Annotated in this window: 18 protein-coding genes; 10 read left to right on the top strand and 8 right to left on the bottom strand. The window is 71.0% G+C overall.

Annotated elements, in window-relative coordinates:
- Positions 1–65 precede the first annotated feature (65 nt).
- From LCN96_RS48170 to LCN96_RS48150, 5 genes are all read left to right on the top strand, one after another.
- The gene (locus LCN96_RS48170; protein ID WP_225269098.1) at positions 66–2021 is read left to right on the top strand and encodes a serine/threonine protein kinase; all 1956 of its coding nucleotides are present in this window, start codon (positions 66–68) and stop codon (positions 2019–2021) included.
- Positions 2022–2037: 16 nt separating this feature from the next.
- Positions 2038–3831 (top strand): serine/threonine-protein kinase, encoded by a 1794-nt coding sequence (locus tag LCN96_RS48165; RefSeq protein ID WP_225269097.1) that lies wholly within the window; start codon positions 2038–2040, stop codon positions 3829–3831.
- 35 nt (positions 3832–3866) lie between these two features.
- The gene (locus tag LCN96_RS48160) at positions 3867–5087 is read left to right on the top strand and encodes a serine/threonine-protein kinase (RefSeq protein WP_225269096.1); all 1221 of its coding nucleotides are present in this window, start codon (positions 3867–3869) and stop codon (positions 5085–5087) included.
- 231 nt (positions 5088–5318) lie between these two features.
- Positions 5319–6098: an electron transfer flavoprotein subunit beta/FixA family protein gene (locus tag LCN96_RS48155; RefSeq protein WP_225269095.1), complete on the top strand. Its 780-nt coding sequence runs from the start codon at positions 5319–5321 to the stop codon at positions 6096–6098.
- Positions 6099–6118: 20 nt separating this feature from the next.
- Positions 6119–7072, top strand: a complete 954-nt coding sequence (locus LCN96_RS48150) for an electron transfer flavoprotein subunit alpha/FixB family protein (protein ID WP_225269094.1) — start codon at positions 6119–6121, stop codon at positions 7070–7072.
- A gap of 184 nt (positions 7073–7256) precedes the next feature.
- On the opposite strand, the gene LCN96_RS48145 is transcribed toward LCN96_RS48150, so the two are convergent.
- From LCN96_RS48145 to LCN96_RS48135, 3 genes are all read right to left on the bottom strand, one after another.
- A complete protein-coding gene (locus LCN96_RS48145; protein ID WP_225269093.1) occupies positions 7257–7874 on the bottom strand; it encodes an RloB family protein in 618 nt (205 codons plus the stop codon).
- Entirely contained in the window at positions 7871–9223 is a 1353-nt protein-coding gene (locus LCN96_RS48140) for an AAA family ATPase (RefSeq protein WP_225269092.1), read from the bottom strand. Before LCN96_RS48140 ends, LCN96_RS48145 begins: the two co-directional genes overlap by 4 nt.
- A 153-nt stretch (positions 9224–9376) precedes the next feature.
- Positions 9377–9805, bottom strand: a complete 429-nt coding sequence (locus LCN96_RS48135) for a hypothetical protein (RefSeq protein WP_225269091.1) — start codon at positions 9803–9805, stop codon at positions 9377–9379.
- 86 nt (positions 9806–9891) lie between these two features.
- Between LCN96_RS48135 and LCN96_RS48130 the strand changes: the two genes are divergently transcribed.
- From LCN96_RS48130 to LCN96_RS48120, 3 genes are all read left to right on the top strand, one after another.
- Positions 9892–10674: a helix-turn-helix domain-containing protein gene (locus tag LCN96_RS48130; RefSeq protein WP_225269090.1), complete on the top strand. Its 783-nt coding sequence runs from the start codon at positions 9892–9894 to the stop codon at positions 10672–10674.
- Between the two features lie 81 nt (positions 10675–10755).
- Positions 10756–11145: a hypothetical protein gene (locus tag LCN96_RS48125; RefSeq protein WP_225269089.1), complete on the top strand. Its 390-nt coding sequence runs from the start codon at positions 10756–10758 to the stop codon at positions 11143–11145.
- A gap of 118 nt (positions 11146–11263) precedes the next feature.
- On the top strand, positions 11264–12364 hold the full coding sequence (locus LCN96_RS48120) for a hypothetical protein (protein WP_225269088.1): 1101 nt from the start codon (positions 11264–11266) through the stop codon (positions 12362–12364).
- An 18-nt stretch (positions 12365–12382) separates the two neighbouring features.
- On the opposite strand, the gene LCN96_RS48115 is transcribed toward LCN96_RS48120, so the two are convergent.
- On the bottom strand, positions 12383–13225 hold the full coding sequence (locus LCN96_RS48115; RefSeq protein ID WP_225269087.1) for a helix-turn-helix transcriptional regulator: 843 nt from the start codon (positions 13223–13225) through the stop codon (positions 12383–12385).
- Positions 13226–13356: 131 nt separating this feature from the next.
- On the opposite strand from LCN96_RS48115, the gene LCN96_RS48110 reads away from it, so the two are divergent.
- Together LCN96_RS48110 and LCN96_RS48105 are read left to right on the top strand one after the other, a co-directional pair.
- Positions 13357–14166: an SDR family oxidoreductase gene (locus LCN96_RS48110; RefSeq protein ID WP_225269086.1), complete on the top strand. Its 810-nt coding sequence runs from the start codon at positions 13357–13359 to the stop codon at positions 14164–14166.
- A gap of 80 nt (positions 14167–14246) precedes the next feature.
- A complete protein-coding gene (locus LCN96_RS48105; RefSeq protein WP_225269085.1) occupies positions 14247–14864 on the top strand; it encodes a dihydrofolate reductase family protein in 618 nt (205 codons plus the stop codon).
- A gap of 26 nt (positions 14865–14890) precedes the next feature.
- Here LCN96_RS48105 and LCN96_RS48100 read toward each other — a convergent pair whose 3' ends face one another.
- The 4 genes from LCN96_RS48100 to LCN96_RS48085 are packed head-to-tail and all read right to left on the bottom strand — an operon-like array spanning position 14891 to position 18702.
- Positions 14891–16315 (bottom strand): sensor histidine kinase, encoded by a 1425-nt coding sequence (locus LCN96_RS48100; RefSeq protein WP_225269084.1) that lies wholly within the window; start codon positions 16313–16315, stop codon positions 14891–14893.
- Positions 16312–17013 (bottom strand): response regulator transcription factor, encoded by a 702-nt coding sequence (locus tag LCN96_RS48095; RefSeq protein ID WP_225269083.1) that lies wholly within the window; start codon positions 17011–17013, stop codon positions 16312–16314. Before LCN96_RS48095 ends, LCN96_RS48100 begins: the two co-directional genes overlap by 4 nt.
- Positions 17014–17041: 28 nt before the next feature.
- Positions 17042–17806, bottom strand: coding sequence for a hypothetical protein (locus LCN96_RS48090; RefSeq protein WP_225269082.1), 765 nt, complete (start codon positions 17804–17806; stop codon positions 17042–17044).
- Positions 17803–18702: an ABC transporter ATP-binding protein gene (locus LCN96_RS48085; protein ID WP_225269081.1), complete on the bottom strand. Its 900-nt coding sequence runs from the start codon at positions 18700–18702 to the stop codon at positions 17803–17805. Before LCN96_RS48085 ends, LCN96_RS48090 begins: the two co-directional genes overlap by 4 nt.
- Positions 18703–18814: the final 112 nt, after the last annotated feature.

Genomic DNA, 18814 nt, shown 5'->3' with positions numbered 1-18814 from the left:
AGTGGGAATGTGGCCTCATGGTTCATCTCGTGGGCGGGGATTAAGCCGGTATGGTGCTTCATGCCATGAACGATGACCGACTAGGCCCTTACCGGCTGCTCAGGCGGCTCGGTGAAGGCGGGATGGGCGTTGTCCACCTGGCTGTCGACCCTCAGGGGCGGCAGGTGGCGATCAAGGTCCTGCGCGGAGAGGTCGCCGGCGACGAGGTCGCCAGGCGGCGGCTTTCGCGCGAGGTCGAGACCATGCGCCGGGTGCGCAGCAAGTACATCGCCGAGGTGCTCGACGCCGATGTGACCGGTCATCGTCCGTACATCGTCACGCGTTACGTGCCGGGCCCGCCGCTTGACGAGATCGTCAAGAACGACGGGCCGCTCGACCTGCCGGCGCTGCTGCGGATCGCCCACGGGGTGGCCTCGGCGCTGGCCGTGGTGCACTCGGTCGGCGTGATCCACCGCGACCTCAAGCCCGGCAACGTGCTGATCATGGACGGCGAGCCGGTGCTGATCGACTTCGGCATCGCCCAGGCGGTGGACGCCACGCGGCTGACGCAGACCGGCATGTTCATCGGCACGCCCGGCTACCTGGCGCCGGAGATCATCGAGGGTCAGGAGGCGGGCCCGGAGGTCGACATCCACGCCTGGGCCGGCACGCTGCTGTACGCGGGCACCGGCCAGCCGCCCTTCGGCAAGGGCACGCTGGAGATGATCTTCTACAACATCACCGCGGGCAAGGCCGACATCAGCGCGGCCCCGGCCGAGCTGCAGCCGCTGCTCAAGGCGGCCTTCCAGCGCAACCCCAGCAAGCGGCCCAAGGCCGCCGAGCTGGCCGAGCAGACCGCCCGGATGTTGCCCAAGCCGGCGCACAGCGCCTCGCCCGACGAGATCTCCACCGTGCCGCGCCCGGCCGAGCCGGCGGTGCCGCCGAAGGTGACGGAGCGGCCGTCGTATGAGATCTCCACGCCGCCGGTGACGCCGAAGCGGCTGCTGGAGAACCAGGACCAGCCGGCTCCGCCGCAGCCGCAGGACCAGCAGTACGTCTCGCTGCTGCCCAACCAGCCCGATCCGTGGCCGACCCGCAGGGTGTCGCCGGAGGAGCTGCGGCAGATCCAGCGCGAGGCGGGGGTCTATCCGCCGCAGCCGGCGCCGGCCACCGGCAACGGCCCGGCCGTGCCCCCGCACGGCGAGACCGACGTGCCGACGAGGCGGGTACGCCCCGACTCGCCCGACTACCGCCGGGTGAACCCTCAGCCGGGGCCCCAGTCCGGCCCGCAGGCGGGGCCCGACTACGGGCGCCCCAACCCGGTCCCGGTGCAGCCGCCTCCCTACATCCCGGCCCAGCCGCAGTTCCCGCCCGCCCAGCCCGACCGGCTGACCAAGCGGGAGCCGTACATCCCCGGCGTGCAGCCGGGCAAGCCGCTGCAGCGGTCCAGGGCGTACGGCGTGGCCGGGGCCATGCTGCTGGTGCTGATGATCGTGGCGGCCGTGTTCAAGCCCGTGCTGGTGGCGATCGTGGCCCTGCCGGTCGCGATCCTGCTGCGCGCGGCCGACCTGGCCCAGCCGCAGCTCGCCACCCGCAGGGCGGCGGGCGCGGCGGCGCTCGACGTGGTGCGGGTGTTCGCCTACCCGGCGGCGCTGGCCAAGTCGGCGGGCATCACGCTGGCGCTGGTGCTCTACGCGCTGATCCTGGGGCTCCCGGTGACGCTGCTGCTGACGGTGGTGGCCGGGATGGACTCCTACTACGCGCTGGCCTGGGGCGCGGCGATCGCGTTGTGGACGGTCTGCGCGGGCCCCGGAGTCGAAGGCCCGGGCAAGCAGATGCGCAGAACGCTCTCATCGCTCGTACCCTCGAGAACAGCGGCGATGGTGATGGCGGGAGTCCTCGCGGCGGGTGCCGCGCTCTCGCTGATCTTCGCTTACAGCACGTTCGGGGACAAGCCTGAGGGGGAGGCCATATGGACTCCGCTGAACGTCCAGGAAGTGGCGGACCAGCTCGACAACCTAGGGGGGAATTCCGGGGGATGACGCGGGGAAGGTGGCGATGAGCACCCAAGCACCAGAACGCCTCGGTCCCTACCGCCTCGTCAGGAAGATCGGCGAGGGCGGCATGGGGGTCGTCCACCTGGGCCTCGACGGTGAGGGACGCGAAGTCGCCATCAAGGTGCTGCATCCCCACGTCGCCGCCGACCTCAAGGCGCGCGACCGGCTCACCCGCGAGGTCGAGACGATGCGCAGGGTGCGCTCCCCGTTCGTCGCGGAGGTGATCGACGCCGAGCTGGTCGGCAGCCAGCCGTACGTGGTGACCCGCTTCGCCCCCGGCCGCACGCTGGAGGACACCGTGCTGGCCGAGGGGCCGCTGGAGGCCCGGCAGCTCATCCAGCTCGCCCAGGGGCTCTGCCAGGCGCTGGTGGCCATCCACGCGGCCGACGTGATCCACCGCGACTTCAAGCCGTCCAACGTCATGCTGGTCGACGGGCGGCCGCTGGTCATCGACTTCGGCATCGCCCACCTGGTCAACGCCACCCGGCTGACGCAGACCGGCATGTTCGTGGGCACGCCCGGCTACCTGGCGCCCGAGATCATCCGCGACTCCGACATCACCCAGGCGGCCGACGTGCACGCGCTGGCCTCGACGGTGTTCTTCGCCGCGACCGGGGCGCCGCCGTTCGGCACGGGCACGTTCGAGTCCGTCTGCTTCAACATCATGGAAGGGCGGGCGCAGATCGACAAGGCGCCCGCGTGGCTGCGCGGCTGGCTCACCAGGGCGCTGCAGGTCGAGCCGTCGGCCCGGCCGGGCGCGCACGAGCTGCTGCGGATGGCCAAGGCGCTGGACCCGTCGGTGACCACGTTCAACGAGGGGCCCACGGGCACCAAGCCGGTGGTGCCGCGTACCCGGACCATGGACACGTTCTCCGACCTGCTGCCGCCGGTCGAGTACGGCAAGGCCGCGCCGCCGCCTGCGCCGACGCGGCACGAGGAGCGGCCCAGGCGCCGCGAGGAGCGGCCGCCGCCCTACGTGCCCGCGCCGATGTCCGCCAGGCCCGCGCCCCATCCCGACCAGCGCGTGGCCGGCCCGCCCCCGCCCGACCGGCGGCTCGTGCCCCGGCCCACCGCGCCGGCGCAGGTGCGGCCCTACACCCCGCCGCCGCAGTACACGCCGCCGTCGGAGCGCAAGCGGTACCTGTTCGGCAGTCAGGTCGTCGGGTTGCTGCTGCTGGTCACGCTGGTGGCGCTGACGGTCATGATGCCCGTCATGGCGGGCGCGGTGGCCGTCGCGCTGGCGCTCGTGCTGCGGCTGGGCGAGTACCTCTTCGGCGACCTGGTCAAGCGCCGCCAGGTGCGCGGCAGCAGCGCGGCCGACCCGCTGCTCGCCCTGGTCGGCACGCCGTGGGCGCTGGTCAAGTCGGCTCTGGTGACCGCGGTGCACGTGCCGCTGGCGCTGCTGTTCGGCGTCTGCGTCTGGGGCGCGCTGTACTGGGCCGGGCAGATGGGCGTGAACGAGGCCGCGGCGTACGCGGCGGGCGCCTTCGCCGCCGGCCTGTTCGTGCTGCCGGGAGGCGGCGCGCCGCGCAAGGCCGTCACGCGGACGCTCACCGGCGTGCTGCGCAGCCCGGGCGCCGCCCTGGTGGCGATCGTGCTGGTGGGCACGGCGGCGCTGTTCGCGGTCATGTTCGCGCTGGGGCAGGACACCTCGTGGGCCCCGTGGCGGGCGCCGGAGTCGGTGATCAACGATTTGGCGAGCGACGCCAGGCAGAGCACGATCGGCCTGATCACAGGGCTGATCGGCGATCTGCTGAACGGTCTGGGGCTGGGGTGGCTGAATCCCTGGGCCTGAGTGTCCCCGCGGTCCCGTCGGGGGAGAGATGAGGTATGAGCGAGCGCCTCGGCCCGTACGAGCTTCTCTCCCGGCTGGGGGCCGGCGGGTTCGGCGAGGTTCATCTGGCGCTCGACGCTGAGGGGCGTACGGTCGCGGTCAAGGTGCTGCACCCGCACGTGGCCGCCGACAGCGTGGCGCTGGCGCGGCTGGCGCGCGAGGTGGAGACCATGCGCATGGTCGGCGGGCCGCACATCGCGGAGGTGCTCGACGCCTCGCTGCGGGGCTCTCGGCCCTACCTCGTCACCCGCTACGTGCAGGGCCGCCCGCTCAGCTCCGTCCCGCTGCCCGTGGCGGACCTGCGGCGGCTGGCCTCCGGGCTGGCCGAGGCGCTGGTGGCCATGCACGAGGCCGGGGTCGTGCACCGCGATCTCAAGCCCGCCAACGTGATGATGACCGAGGGCGAGCCCGTCGTGATCGACTTCGGCATCGCCAGCGCGCTCGACTCGCTGTCCGTCACCGCCTCGGGCGCGGTGGTGGGCACGCCCGGCTACCTGGCCCCCGAGGTGCTCGAAGGGCGGGCCGTCGGGATGGAGGCCGACGTGTTCGCGTTCGGCGCGACGCTGGCGTACGCGGCCACCGGGCGGCAGCCGTACGGGCAGGGCCCGGCCTCCGCCGTCGCCTACCGGGTCGTGCACCATCCGCCCGACCTGGAGGGGGTGCCCGAGTGGCTGGAGCCGTTGTTACGCGAGTGCCTGGCCACCGATCCCGCCGCCCGGCCCACGGCCGCGCAGATCTGCGCCCGGCTGGGGGTGGCGCCGGTGCCGTACGTGCCGCCGCGCCCCGCCCCCGTCCCCGCTCCCGCCCGGCACGCCGCCGACGACGACCTGAGCACCAGGGAGTGGCAGCCCGGCAAGGAGCGTTACCGGCGTTCGGTGGAGGAGTCCAGGGCCAGGCATCGGGAGAAGGTGCGCAGGCGCTGGCTGATCGGCTCGGGATTGTTCGTGTCGTTGCTGGCGGCGGCCGCCCGTGAGCCGCTGCCCGAGGTGTCGCTCTTCCTGCTGGCGGCGTACGCGCTGGGGGTCGTGTCCGACGCCGGGGTGGCGCTGTTCTCCCGCAGCCTGTTCAAGCGCAGGCGCATGGTGGCCGACGTGGTCAGCGTGGTGGGCGCGGTCGGCCTGTGCTTCGGGCTGGCGGCCACGTTCAGCCCGTTCACGCTGGCGCTGTTCGCGGGGACCGCGTTGGTGGTGGGCGTGGTGTTCCTGCTGTCCGCGTGAGCGACAACCTGCCCGCACGAGCGACAACCGAATAAAGTTCGGTATGGTGGGGGTGGTAGGCACTGCTTGTGGGTTTGCGCGTAAGCTACCCACGGGTAACATAACGGCGAAAACCACGGCAGACCCTCTGTCGGATGCCCGGCGGGCACCTGGCAGTCTGGACAGATGCATTCGGCGCCCACCGCAGCGAGGCGGGGGCGCACGCGAACTACGGGAGGTCGGCCACCGGCCATGAACATCGTCGTCTGCGTGAAGCAGGTCCCCGACACGGCGACCGAGCGCAAGCTGCGGTCCGATGACAACACGCTCGACCGCGACGCCGCCGACGGCGTGGTCAACGAGCTTGACGAGTACGCGGTCGAAGAGGCGCTGAAGCTGAAGGAGGCCCACGGCGGTGAGGTGACCGTCCTGACCATGGGCCCCGGCAAGGCGACCGACACCATCCGCAAGGCGCTGGCCATGGGCGCCGACAAGGCCGTCCACCTCAGCGACGACGCGCTGCACGGCTCAGACGCGCTGTCCACCTCGTACGCGATGGCCCAGGTGCTCAAGAAGATCGGGTTCGACCTGGTCATCCTGGGCTCCGAGTCGACCGACGCGCGCACCGGGGTGCTGGCCGCCATGCTGGCCGAGCGGCTGGGCGCGTCCCAGCTCACGCTGGCCAACAAGGTCGAGGTCGACAAGGGCGCCATCGCCATCCAGCGGCTGACCGACTACGGCTACGACCGGGTCGAGGCTCCGCTGCCGGCCGTCATCTCCGTGGTCGAGAAGATCAACGAGCCCCGCTACCCCTCGTTCAAGGGCATCATGGCGGCCAAGAAGAAGCCCGTCGAGACGCTCGCCATCGGCGACGCCTCCATCGACGCGGCGCAGGTCGGCCTGGCCGCCGCCTGGTCCGAGGTGGTCGACTTCGCCGCGGCCCCGCCGCGCGCGGCCGGCACGATCGTCAAGGACGAAGGTGACGGCGGCGAGAAGGCGGCCGACTTCCTGGCGTCCAAGAAGTTCATCTGAGAGCGGGGGAAGAAACAGAAATGTCGGAAATTCTCGTTCTCGTCGAGCACGCCGAAGGCGAGGTCAAGAAGGTCACGCTGGAGCTGCTGACCCTGGCCCGCTCCCTCGGCACGCCCGCCGCCGTCTGGGCGGGCCCGGGCATCACGCCCGAGGCCAAGGCCCGCCTCGCCGAGTACGGCGCCGAGAAGATCTACGTCGCCGGCGCCGACGACATCGTCGACTACGTGGTCGCACCCAAGGCCGAGCTGCTCGCCCAGCTCGTCGCCGGCACGTCGCCCGCGGCGGTGCTGGTGGCCGCCACGGCCGAGGGCAAGGAGATCGCGGGCCGTCTGGCCATCAAGACCGACTCCGGCGTCATCACCGACGCCGTCGGCCTGAGCGAGGGCTTCGTCGCCGACCAGTCCATCTTCGGCGGCGGCGTCAACGTGCACTCCCGGGTGCGCAAGGGCACGCCCATCGTCGCCGTCCGCCCCAACTCCACCGCCCCCGTCGCCGCCGCGGGCGCCGGGACGGAGGAGGAGGTCTCGGTCACCCTCTCCGACGCCGCCAAGACCGCGCGCGTGGTCGAGCGCGTCAAGCAGGAGAAGGGCGCCCGCCCCGAGCTGACGGAGGCCGCCATCGTCGTCTCCGGCGGCCGCGGCGTCGGCTCCGCCGAGAACTTCTCGATCATCGAGGGCCTCGCCGACGCCCTCGGCGCCGCCGTGGGCGCCTCCCGCGCCGCCACGGACGCGGGCTGGTACCCGCACCAGTTCCAGGTCGGTCAGACGGGCAAGACGGTGTCGCCGCAGCTGTACATCGCGGCGGGGATCTCGGGCGCGATCCAGCACCGGGCCGGCATGCAGACGGCCAAGACGATCGTGGCCATCAACAAGGATCCTGAGGCTCCGATCTTCGAGCTGGCCGATTACGGGGTGGTGGGCGACCTGCACCAGGTGGTGCCGCAGCTCACTGAGGAAGTCAGCAAGCGCAAGTAGGGGAAAGGCTCGGCCTGCCCCATGCGGGAGTCCGGGGGGCGTACCCCCGGACTCCCGCTCTGCAAGCTCGGGCCTCCAGGACGGGCGCGTCGCGACGGGCATGATCAACCCGCACACCAGGCGTTCGGCCCTGCCATCAGGCGAACGCCAGCCCTACGATCACGCTGCACGCGATGCAGCGTACTCACTGACTCCGGATGCGCTCGATCAGCCGCCAGACACTCGAGCTCGGATTGGAACGCGCAGGAGACCCATCTCCCTCGTGCTTGCTGTCCAGCTTCTCGGCGCGCTCCATGGCCACGCCATAATGCTCGACCAGCTGCTCCAGTGCACGGGGCGTCAACGACTTCCCACATGAAAGATGTCTTGTGGCGAGACCTTGGGCCGCAGTCCCTTCGAGTGAGGCCGTCTGATCTTGAAAATGAAGTAAGAACCACAGCTCAACGCAAGGATTCGATACGGCGATCTTGATGTCGTGCTGGGCGGCCAGCTGATATGTCTCCGGAAGATTCGGAAACTCGTCCACATCGAACATGCACCAGTACTCACTGAACGCCTGACCGCGACCGCGCTTCTCCTCCCGCTGATCATCCCGTTTACGGTCGACGGCGGCACGTACGAGGCGAGAAGGCGGCCCGTGAAAGCCGTCGATGGTGACGATGGCTCTGTCTCTGTAGAGGCGGTGCCAATGCTGGAGATAGATGACCTCGGTCTTGGTCCCCTCGGTGTAGACGTGGAGCGTCCGTCTCTCGGAGATCTGCGCCGACGACTTCTGGGCACGGCCACGAGGTTTCCGGGTCACTGGTGCCCCCCGGCGGCGATGAGACGCGCCACCTCGACGAACTCCTCATGGCTCACGATGGGCGTCGCTCCGTATCGGCCGGTGAGATATCGCTTCCCGATCGCCTCCTCCTGCCGTGGCGACAGATCCGACAGCGGATAGAGGCGGCTCCGCCCATCGGTGAGCTTCTCGGTGAACCAGATCTGGTCACGTCCCAGCGGGCGTGGTTGTGACGCGTTGCCCAGCAACGTCGGTGCATGGGAGCTGAAAACGAGCTGTGCGCCCTTCGGATTGGCTTCCGTGTCCTGGAACAGCCCGATCACCCGTGCCGCGAGTATGGGATGAAGACTTGATTCCAGTTCGTCGACCAGCAGCACGCTGCCTGACCGGAGGGCGTCGAAGACGGGCCCCACGAGTCCGAGCCAGACGAGGGTGCCGAGAGATTCCTCTGACACGTTGAATTCGACGTCGTCCTTGGCGCCTTGGTGACTCAGCACTAAACCCAGCTCCGTGACGTCGATGTCCGGGAACCCTTCGGCGTCCTCCTCGCGGCCTGCCAGGATGAGGGCGGCTCGGCGAACCCGCTCCATGACCTTGGGGTCCAGAGGCCGGATCTTGACGTCCGCGATGCCGAGATCGGCGGCACGCAGGAGTGCCAGGACCTGCTCGCGGCTGGCGTCCTCGCGGAGCAGCTGTGTGGTGAAGGCCCAGCGAGCCTGCCTGCTCGATGCTTCTGCCAGCATCAGGTTCTGCCCGAACCATTCATAGAGCGGCAGCAGGTCCGGATGGTTGCCCGCGGCGGCGGCCGACAGGAACAGGGCGTTCGGCCTGGCTATCTGCTCGATCGCTCTGCCCAGCGAACGCTTGCCGACAGGCAGGTCGACCTGCTGTCCGTGCTTACGTTCGAAGAGCAGAGCGGCCCGGCCGTGCGGATAGCGATAGGCCCATTCATGCAGAATGTGCTGATCGTTCATCACGACCCCGTATTCGTGTCGGACGCCGTTCAGAACGATGTCGATCTCGTAGCGGGTCGGTTTCTCCGTTGCCGCAGGATCGAGGCGGAAGCTGGGGCGGCGTACGCCGCCGGATGGATGCCCGGACCGGAACGAGAACAGGACGTGTTCCCTGAGATCGCTCAGGGCCTTGAGCAGGTTGGTCTTGCCCGACGCGTTGGCGCCGAACACGCCTGCCGCGGGCAACACCCGAAGTGGCCTGCCGCCCTTGTGGTGCCAGTGGACGTTCCTTGGTACACCCTTCTCGGCCTGGGCGGTCGCTTCCAGCGAGAAGTCCAACTCGTCATAGAACGAGTAGGTATTTTCTGCTCGGAAACCCAGAAGCATCGAGAGCTGACCAGCTTCTTCGTCCATCATGGCTGCGATTATTACGGGAAACCTGCGTTTTTGCAATCGTAGTTGCTCGGCGTCGCGTTTTGGAAATACAAAAGCCCCTTCGTGTTCAGCCGGCCGAGGATGTCGGCGTGTTGCTCAAGACAAAACTGGGGCGCTGCCCGGCCCGTTGCGGCATCAGGACCCCCCGACGAACTGATGATCGCTACGAACCCGGCCATCCTCGCCCACAGCCAGAACATCCAGCCCACCCCCCGCGACCTCCCCCGTACGAGTCGACACCATCGACCACCGGACCCCCACCACATGCGGCAGGAGCAGAACAGCCTCCCCAGCCGCCTCGAACACGTACTCGCCCGCCTCCACGAACATCTCGTAGGCCCGCCCCACCCTGGCCTCCAGCGCGGCATGCCCCCGCGCCTCCAGCGCCGGTGCGGGAAGCGCGAGCGCCGCGGCGGCGTCGCGAACGGCCTCCGGCGGGTTGGTGATGACGTGGACGGCGTCGCTCGCCCACAGGTCGCGGATCAGAGTGGCGCGGGTCGCCGGGTCGGGCTCGTTCCACTGGGCGATGTAACGGTCGGTCAGCTGCTTGACATCGAAGTTCATGCCCAGCAGTGTGCGGCGGCGGGCTGCGGTCCCGCGATTCCCCGCAGGGAATCGCGCAGCCGCAGGCGTGCCGCTTGAATGGGGGCATGACGGTGTCGACGAAGCCCGATCGGTTCGCCCGCGAGCTGCGGCGCTGGCGGACGCGGCGCCGCTTCAGCCAGCTCGACCTGGCGATCAGGGCCGACACGACGCAGCGCCATCTGAGCTTCCTCGAACAGGGCCGCTCCCGGCCCGGGCGCGCCATGGTGGTGCGGCTGGCCGAATCGCTGGACCTGTCGTTGCGGGAGCGCAACGGGCTGCTGCTCGCCGCCGGCTACGCGCCCGTCTACACCGAGTCGGGCCTGGACGCGCCCGAGCTGAGCCCGGTGCGCGAGGCGCTGGAGCGTATCCTCGACGGGCACCTGCCGTACCCGGCGATCGTGGTGCGGCCGTACGGTGAGCTGGTCGCCGCCAACGCGGCGTTCAGGGTGCTGCGGGAGGGCGTCGCACCCGCGCTGCTGGAGCCGCCGGTCAACGTGCTGCGGCTGGCCCTGCATCCGGAGGGGCTGGCCGGCCGGGTCGGGAACCTCGCCGAGTGGGGGCGGCACATCACCGGCAGCCTGCGCGAGCAGGCGTTGCGCAGCCCTGACCCGGCGCTGGACGAGTTCCTCGCCGAGCTGGACGGTTACCTGCCCGAGCCGGATCCGCAGGCCGGGTACCTCGGGTTCGCCGTGCCGCTGCGGTTGCGGGTGCCGGAAGGGGAGCTGCGGCTCATCACCACGCTGACGTCGTTCGCGACGGCCGTCGATGTCACGCTGTCCGAGCTGCGGCTGGAGGCGTTCCTGCCCGCTGACGAGGCCACGGCGAAGATCCTCCAGCAGCGGGCATGACCTGCTCGGGCGAGCCGTGCAAGTGATCGTCAACCATGACGGTCTACCGTGACCGAGCACCGGCACGGGGAGAGTGGAGTCATGGGACGGTTCGGCAGGGCGATCGGGCTGGTCGCGGCGGGCGCGCTGGCGGGTGGGGCACTCGTCGCGGGCGGGGTGGCGCTGGCGGACGGGCTCCCGTGGAGCGGCGGCGACCACGTCAGCTACGTCAAGGAGCGCAGGTCGATCCCGGCCGGCTACCTCTCCACGAACGTGGTGTGCCCGAAGGGGCAGCAAGCCGTCGGCGGCGGCTACGCCCATCTCGGCGAGCACGACCGGGAGCGCCCGGTGATCGCCGAGGTCAACGCGCCCAGCAACACGAGCGGGAAGCCGGACGAGGTGAACAACGCGTGGAGCTTCCTGTTCATGAACGACAAGGAGGAGCCGACGCCGATCGACGTGTACGTGATCTGCGCCCCGATCGGCGGCTGATGCCGCGGGCTCGCGAAGCCGGAAGGGGGACCGATGGCCCTATCCCGGAGTTCGGCTCTGATGGATACTGGCCCGGAAGGCCGCCCCTCTCGCAATCATCCCGCGTTCGAGGAGGGACATGTCGAGCGAGCCTCTTGAGCGGCCGATCATCGCCGACCGGACAGGCGGGCACGATTCTTCGTACACGGACCAGCTCTTCGACGTGCTGGAGTCGGGATATCGCAGAGTCTTCATCGTCTGGCTTTCCCGGTGCCTGGCGGCTCGGGCCGCGAAAACGAATCGGCTGGCGGCCGCGATCTCCGTCCTGCTCGTGGCGACCTGGCCGTACGTGGTCGACCTGCTGCTTCTTGTCGTGGCGCCGAGCCAGGCCCTGCGCGGGGGACAGGAGCTGATGTGGACCGGGTCCGTGACCCTTACGGCTCTGCTCATGCTCGCCTTCGCGTGGAGTTCGTGGTCGTACGCGAAACGGCTCGTGATTCCGCTCGGACAGCTGCTCGGCGATTCTCCGCAACGCGATGAGCTGATCGGCTGGCTGCGCAGGCGCATGAGATTCGGCTGGCAGTCGCTGAGCTCGCTGGGTGGAGTCGCCATCGCCTGCGCCCTGGTGTTGTTCACGTCGTTGCAGTCGGCGAGCAGCATGGACTCGACGGTGGCTCTGTACGTGCATGCCGGCTGGTCGGGATTGCTCGGCGGCAACGCGTTGTACTGGCTGGTCACCTTCGCTGACCTGCCGCTGCGCATTCGATATTTCAGCGGGTTGCGCTTCTCGTGGATCGACCCGGCGCGTACGCCGGCGATGGTCCATCTGTGCCGCTGCTACGCCCTGGTCGCGGCCGCGATGGGGGTGGGGCTCATCGGGACGGAGCTGACCGGCATCATCCTGGCCAGACAGAATCCCGGGATGGCGTTGAGCCTTTTCATCATCAGCTTCCCTGTGGTGGGCGCCGGCATCGCCCTGTACGTCGGCGTGCAGCCGTACGTCACTCTCGCCAGGATGGTGCGCCGGCACTTGGACGACATCCTGCTGCCGCTGCTGGAGTCCGACACGCATCCCCGCGATTCATGGGTGCGCTTCAACAACTCCGAGGAGCAGCTCAAGGCGTATTCCTATTATTCGTCGTTGCGCGCGCTGCCCATCAAGACCGCCAGCATCCTGCAGTACGTCGCCGGAATCCTGGCCTCGCTCATCGTCTTCCTCTTCCAGCAATCCCTTTCCTAGAACGGGTTGCCGCGCGTCCTAGGACGAGGCGGCCGGCGCCGTCCAGCCGGCCAGCAGGCGCAGGGCCTCGGCAGTGGGGGAGCCGGGCTCGACGTTGTAGACGCACAACGTCTGGTCGGGGTCGCCGGGAGGCTGGAGGGACTCGTAGGCGAAGTGCAGCTCCCCGACCAGCGGATGGTGGTAGGTCTTGCTGCCATGGGTGCGGCGCAGCACGCGGTGGTCGTGCCACCAGGTGCTGAACTCGGGTGAGCGCAGGGTCAGCTCGCCGACGAGGTCGGAGAGGCGGCGGTCGTGTGGGTAGCGGCCGGCTTCGAGGCGGAGCACGGCGACGGTCTCCGCGGCGATGCGCTCCCAGTCGCCGGTGCGGGTGCGCGCCTCCGGGTCGAGCAGGTAATAGCGGGCCAGGTTGCGGTGGGGCGCGGGCAGGGACTCGAAGTCGGTGAGCACCTCGCGGGCCAGGCGGTTGGAGGCCAGGACGTCGGTGCGCCGGCCGAGGATGAAGGCGGGCACGTGGTCGAGGGCCTGCAGCATCAGGTACAGCCCCGGCCTGACGCGTTGCGGGGCGATCGGGGCGTGGCGGGCGGGGCGGGCCAGCAGGTCGGTGAGGTGCTCGCGCTCGGCGGGGTCGAGCTGGAGCGCGCGGGCGAGCGCCTCGGTGACCTCGGGCGAGGGGTTGCCGGCGCGGCCCTGCTCCAGCCGCGTGTAGTACTCCGTGCTGACCCCGGCCAGCCGGGCCACCTCGTCGCGGCGCAGGCCGGGTACGCGGCGGGGACGGCCGTCGGCGGGCAGCCCCGTACGGTCGGGGGTGAGCCGGGCACGGCGTGAGCGCAGGAAGTCGGCGAGGTCGCGGCTGCGGTCCATGTCCCCAGTGTGACCCGCCTGGCGCGCGAGGGAAGCCGCCGGGGTGGCCCTGCCAGTACCTGTCTCGCCATTACCTGCCTGGTCAGGGCATGCTCGGGCACCCCGCGAGTGGTGCCGCGGCTGGTGTGCTGATGGAGGAGCGCGGCGCAGGGCCGCGCGAGATCCGGAAGGCGTACATGATGAGCACCTCTCTCACCGGCCGCGTCGCTGTCGTCACCGGTGCCTCCAGCGGGATCGGCGAGGCCACGGCCGAGCACCTGGCCGGGCTGGGCGCGCGGGTGGCCGTGCTGGCGCGGCGCGCCGAGCGGCTGGACGACCTGGTCGCCCGCGTCGAGCGGGCCGGAGGCCGGGCCCTGGCGCTGGCGGCCGACGTCACGGACGCGGCGGCGGTGCGGGCCGCGGCCGAGCGGGTGGCGGCCGAGCTGGGCGGCGCCGACCTGCTGTTCAACAACGCGGGCGTCATGCTGCCCGCCCCGATCGAGGAGCTGGCCGCCGACCAGTGGCAGCGCCAGATCGACCTCAACGTCACGGGCCTGATGAACGTGATCGGCGCGTTCGTCCCGCAGCTCGTCAAGGCCGCCGGTGAGCGCGGGGTGGCCGACCTGATCAACACCTCCTCCATCGCGGCGCAGAACATCTTCCCGAACTTCGCCGTCTACTCCGGCACCAAGGCGTTCGTCACGCACCTGTCGCGGCACCTGCGGGCCGAGCTGGGGCCCAAGAACGTGCGGGTCTCGGCGGTCGAGCCGGGCATCGTCGGCACCGAGCTGCAGAGCCACGTCACCGACGAGGGCGCGCGGAGCTGGCTGGAGGGCTCCAGGCAGGAGATGGAGTGGCTCACGCCCGAGGACGTCGCGCGGACGATCGGGTTCCTGGCGAGCCTGCCGCCCCGGGCGAACCTCCAGCAGGTCACCATCATGCCCACCGGCCAGGCGAGCTGACGCCGGGCGCGCGATGAGTTCCGGCCGCCGGACGGGTCTTCTTCGGTACGGAGCCCGGCGACACCGATGGGAGCACGATCATGAAGATCACCTTGGCGACGTTCCTGACCCTCGACGGCGTCATGCAGGGGCCAGGCACTCCCACCGAGGACCCGAGCGGCGGCTTCGAGCACGGCGGCTGGCAGTTCCCCTACGCCGACGAGGAGCTGGGGATCCACACCGAGCGGTGGTTCGCCGAGGCCGACGCGTTCCTGCTGGGCCGCAGGACGTACGAGATCTTCGCGGCCTACTGGCCGACCGTCGCCGGCACGGACGACGTGGTCGCCAACAGCCTCAACGCCCTGCCCAAGTACGTCGTCTCGACGACGCTGGACGAGGCGGCGTGGCACAACACGACGATCATCAGGTCCGACGTGGTGAAGGAGGTCGCCGAGCTGAGGGCGCGTCCTGGCCGGGAGCTGCAGATCCACGGCAGCGGCGCCCTCGCCGGGGCCCTGCTGGACCACGGGTTGATCGACGAGCTGCGGTTGTGGACGTACCCGGTCGTGCTGGGCAGCGGGCGGCGGCTGTTCGAGCCGGGGCGCACCCCGTCGGCGTTGCGGCTGGTGGAGTCCAGGACGACCGGGAGCGGCTGCGTGCTCAGCGTCTACCGGCCTGCGGGCAAGCCCACGTACGGCGACTTCACCCAGCAGGGCTGACGTACGGCGACTGCACCCAGCACGCGCTAGGGTGCGGCGGCGGGCAGTCTGATCTCGAAGGCCGCGCCCGCGCCCGGCGCCGACCGCAGCTCCACCCGTCCCCCGTGCGCCGCCACGATCGACCGGACGATGGCCAGCCCGAGCCCGGCCCCGCCCGTGGCGCGGGCGCGGGAGCCGTCGGCGCGGTAGAAGCGGTCGAACACCCGCGCCGCCTCCTCGGGCCCGAGCCCGGGCCCCTCGTCCGCGATCACCAGCACCGCCTCGCCGCCGTCCGTGCCCACGCCGATCCTGACCGGCGTGCCGGCGGGGGTGTGGGTGACGGCGTTGCCGACGAGGTTGCTGACCACCTGCCGCAGCCGGGCCTCGTCGCCCAGCACGGGCGCGCTGGCCGCCGGGCCGCCGGACGGGCCGGTGAAGGCGATCGCCCTGGTGGGGTCGAGGGCGGTGAAGTCGTGGCGGGCGTCGGCGGCCAGCGTACGCAGGTCCATCGGGGTCAGGTCGAGCCCGGGGCCGTCGCTCTCGTCGAGGCCGGCGAGCAGCAGCAGGTCGTCCACCAGCTCGGCCAGCCGGCCCGATTCGCTCTCGATGCGGGCCATGGCGGGCCCGGCCTCGGTGCCGCCCATGCGGTACAGCTCGGAGAAGCCCTTGATCCCGAACAGCGGTGTGCGCAGCTCGTGGCTGACGTCGGCGACGAATCTGCGCATCCTGGCCTCCGACTCCACCTTCACCGCCACGCCCTGCTCGATCTGGGCGAGCATCGTGTTGAGCGAACGGGCCAGCCGCCCCACCTCGGTGCCGGAGGTGGCGGGCTCGGGCACGCGTCTGCTGAGGTCGCCGCCCGCGATGGCCGCGGCGGTCTCCTCCACGCGGCGCAGCGGCGCCAGCCCTGCCCTGATCGCGATGCCGCCCGCCAGCGCCAGCACGGCCAGCAGGATCGAGCCGGCCACCAGGCAGGCCGCGCGCACCCGGCCGACGGTCGCGTGCACGGCCTCCAGCGACACCGCGGCGACCACCCCGGAGTGACGGGTGGTGCCGCGCGCGGGCAGCACCACGGCCCGCCACTCCTGGCCGTCGTCGCCCGCCACGGTGAACGGCTCGCCGCCGCGGGCCGTCACCGCGGCGGCGTCGAGGCGGGGCAGGTGCGGGCCCGCACGGTCGCCGAACGACCGCAGCACGACGCCGCCGGCGGACAGGTAACCCGCGTACCCCCTGGTGATCAGGTCGAGCGAGTCCGCCGCCAGCGGCCCCTGGCCCACCTGGGTCTGCAGCCGGTCCAGCAGGTCGGGCGGCACCGTGGCCAGCGCCCTGCTCATGGGGGCGAGCTGGGCGTCCACCCGGGCCAGGAGCTGGTGCTCCAGTTGTCGTACGACGACGGAGCTGATCACCACCAGGCCGACGACCAGCAGGGCCACCGTGATCGACAGGAGCCGGGCCCGCAGCGACAGCCTCATGGCCGCGGCCTGCGCAGCAGGTAGCCGACCCCGTGCACGGTCTGGATCAGCTTGGGCTCGGTGGTGTCCAGCTTGCGGCGCAGGTAGCTGACGTACGTGTCCACGATGCTCGTGTCGCCGGCGAAGTCGTAGCGCCACACGTGCTCCAGGATCTGCGACTTCGGCACCACCCGGCCGGCGTTCAGCACCAGGTGGTGCAGCAGCCTGAACTCGGTGGGGGACAGCCGCACCGGCCGCCCCGCCCTGGTCACCTGGTGGGCGTCGGGATCGACCTCCAGATCCCCCACCACGAGCGTGTGGTCGTCGGGGACCGCGCCCGTGCGCCGCAGGATCGCCCGGATCCTGGCCAGCAGCTCCTCCAGGTCGAACGGCTTGGTCACGTAGTCGTCGCCGCCGAGCCTGAGCCCGTTGACCTTGTCGGCGGTGGCGTCGCGGGCCGTCAGGAACAGCACCGGCACCGGCCCTGGCCGCCCGCCGGCCCTGGGCAGCCCGCGCAGGCGGCGCAGGACCTCGAAGCCGTCCAGGTCCGGCAGCATGACGTCGAGCAGCACCAGGTCGGGCGGGTCGAGCCGGGCCGCCTCCAGGGCCTGAGTGCCGCTGTCGGCGGAGGTCACGGTGAAGCCCGCGAAGCGCAGCGTCGCCGACAGCAGCTCCTTGACCGTGGGTTCGTCGTCGACCACCAGCAGCCGTTCGCCCATGTGCGGCACCTCCCGTGGTCCAGCGTAATCAGGCGTCCCGCTGCTTGAAGTGCACGAAGGCCGCGATCATTAGGACCGCGACGAAAGCGACGAACAGCCCGAACGCCACCAACGGCGGCAGCTCGGACGTCCCCGAGAGCGCCCTGAAGGCGGTCGTGTTGGGCCAGAAGCTCTGGATGAAGTCGCGCACCGGTGCGGGCGAGGGCGTGGCCAGGACGGGCACCAGCAGGAACGCGGTGCCGGCGTTCACGGCGGAGGCCGTGGAGCGCAGCAGGAAACCCAGCGCCAGCCCGAACACCGCCAGCAACGTCAGCACGACCGGCCCGAGCAGCAGCATCCGCAACGCGGCCGGGTCGCCGGGCATCAGGTACGGCACGCCGTTCGCGGCCAGCGTGACCTGGCTGATCGTGTACATCAGCCAGAGCGCGGCCACGCTCACCGGCAGGGCGGTCAGCACGGTCAGCCCGGCCTTGGCGGCCAGCAGCCGGCCACGCCTGCCCACGGCCGACAGGCTGGCCCGCATGGTGCCCGAGCCGTACTCCGAGGAGACGATGAGCACGCCGAGCGCCGCGAGCAGGAGCTGGGCGATGAACACCCCGCGCATCCCCATGTCCAGCGGCTGGAAGTCGAGCCGCTCCCGCGCCGTGAGCTCGGCGTACTCGGTGGCCGCCGCGTTGCCGAACAGCCACCCGAACGCCCCTGACACGGCCACGGTCACCAGCGACAACACCATGGTGGCCCTGATGCTGGCGAACTTCGTCCACTCCGCCCTGAGCGGCCCCGTCTCGATCATCGGGCCGCTCCGTACTCGACGGCGTCGCTGGTCAGGTCCATGAACGCCTCCTCCAGTGACACCCGCCGCGTGGTCAGCTCCTCCAGGGGCACGCTCTCGGCGCAGGCCAGCCGCCCCACGTCCGGCATGCCCAGCCCGGTGACGAGCAGCTCGCCGTCCTCCCCCGCCTGCACGCGGGCGCCGGCCAGCTCCAGCCGCCTGGCGAACGCCGCCGCGCCGGGCGTGCGGACGACCACCGCCGCCCCCGTCTCGGTGAACTCGCCCAGCTCGCCCTCGGCGATGAGCCGCCCCTTGCCGATCACCACCAGCCGGTCGGCGGTCACCGCCATCTCGCTCATGAGATGGCTGGAGACCAGCACGGTGCGGCCCTCGGCGGCCAGCGCCCTGATCAGCGTGCGGATCCACCGAACGCCCTCCGGGTCCAGCCCGTTGACCGGCTCGTCCAGCATCAGCACCGGCGGGTCGCCGAGCAGGGCGGCGGCGATGCCCAGCCGCTGGCTCATGCCCAGCGAGAACGCGCCCGCCCGCCGTCCCGCCGCGTCCGACAGCCCGACCAGGCCGAGCACCTCCTCCACGCGGGAGGCGGGCAGGTCGTTGGTCTGGGCCAGGTAGAGCAGGTGCTTGTACGCGGTCCGGCGCGGGTGCACGGCCTGCGCCTCCAGCATCGAGCCGATCACGCGCAGCGGGTGCGCCAGCTCGTGGTGGGGGCGGCCGTCGATGGTGGCCGTGCCGGCGGTGGGCAGGTCGAGGCCGAGGACCATGCGCATGGTCGTGCTCTTGCCGGCGCCGTTCGGGCCGAGGAAGCCGGTGACGAGGCCTGGTCGTACCGTGAAGGTGAGATCGTCCACGACGAGCTGCTCGCCGTAGCGTTTGGTCAGTCCGCTGAGCTGGATCATGGTGTCCAGCGTGGGGTGGGGGGTTGGAAGCGTTCTGAGAGGTTCTGTGAGTTCTCTGTGAGCGCGGGGGCCGTCACGTGGGGGGCGTGACGGGGCCCGCGCGGGATCCACA

Source organism: Nonomuraea gerenzanensis (assembly GCF_020215645.1).
Taxonomy (GTDB): Bacteria; Actinomycetota; Actinomycetes; order Streptosporangiales; family Streptosporangiaceae; genus Nonomuraea; species Nonomuraea gerenzanensis.
Note: the sequence above shows the minus strand (reverse complement) of the source record. Positions and strands in the feature narration are given on the sequence as shown.

Bases quoted from the DNA above. Each gene is read 5' to 3' on its own strand.
- LCN96_RS48170 (WP_225269098.1), top strand. From the start codon at position 66: ATGAACGATGACCGACTAGGCCCTTACCGGCTGCTCAGGCGGCTCGGT.
- LCN96_RS48165 (WP_225269097.1), top strand. From the start codon at position 2,038: ATGAGCACCCAAGCACCAGAACGCCTCGGTCCCTACCGCCTCGTCAGG.
- LCN96_RS48160 (WP_225269096.1), top strand. From the start codon at position 3,867: ATGAGCGAGCGCCTCGGCCCGTACGAGCTTCTCTCCCGGCTGGGGGCC.
- LCN96_RS48155 (WP_225269095.1), top strand. From the start codon at position 5,319: ATGAACATCGTCGTCTGCGTGAAGCAGGTCCCCGACACGGCGACCGAG.
- LCN96_RS48150 (WP_225269094.1), top strand. From the start codon at position 6,119: ATGTCGGAAATTCTCGTTCTCGTCGAGCACGCCGAAGGCGAGGTCAAG.
- LCN96_RS48140 (WP_225269092.1), bottom strand. From the start codon at position 9,223: ATGATGGACGAAGAAGCTGGTCAGCTCTCGATGCTTCTGGGTTTCCGA.
- LCN96_RS48135 (WP_225269091.1), bottom strand. From the start codon at position 9,805: ATGAACTTCGATGTCAAGCAGCTGACCGACCGTTACATCGCCCAGTGG.
- LCN96_RS48130 (WP_225269090.1), top strand. From the start codon at position 9,892: ATGACGGTGTCGACGAAGCCCGATCGGTTCGCCCGCGAGCTGCGGCGC.
- LCN96_RS48125 (WP_225269089.1), top strand. From the start codon at position 10,756: ATGGGACGGTTCGGCAGGGCGATCGGGCTGGTCGCGGCGGGCGCGCTG.
- LCN96_RS48120 (WP_225269088.1), top strand. From the start codon at position 11,264: ATGTCGAGCGAGCCTCTTGAGCGGCCGATCATCGCCGACCGGACAGGC.
- LCN96_RS48115 (WP_225269087.1), bottom strand. From the start codon at position 13,225: ATGGACCGCAGCCGCGACCTCGCCGACTTCCTGCGCTCACGCCGTGCC.
- LCN96_RS48110 (WP_225269086.1), top strand. From the start codon at position 13,357: ATGGAGGAGCGCGGCGCAGGGCCGCGCGAGATCCGGAAGGCGTACATG.
- LCN96_RS48105 (WP_225269085.1), top strand. From the start codon at position 14,247: ATGAAGATCACCTTGGCGACGTTCCTGACCCTCGACGGCGTCATGCAG.
- LCN96_RS48100 (WP_225269084.1), bottom strand. From the start codon at position 16,315: ATGAGGCTGTCGCTGCGGGCCCGGCTCCTGTCGATCACGGTGGCCCTG.
- LCN96_RS48095 (WP_225269083.1), bottom strand. From the start codon at position 17,013: ATGGGCGAACGGCTGCTGGTGGTCGACGACGAACCCACGGTCAAGGAG.
- LCN96_RS48090 (WP_225269082.1), bottom strand. From the start codon at position 17,806: ATGATCGAGACGGGGCCGCTCAGGGCGGAGTGGACGAAGTTCGCCAGC.
- LCN96_RS48085 (WP_225269081.1), bottom strand. From the start codon at position 18,702: ATGATCCAGCTCAGCGGACTGACCAAACGCTACGGCGAGCAGCTCGTC.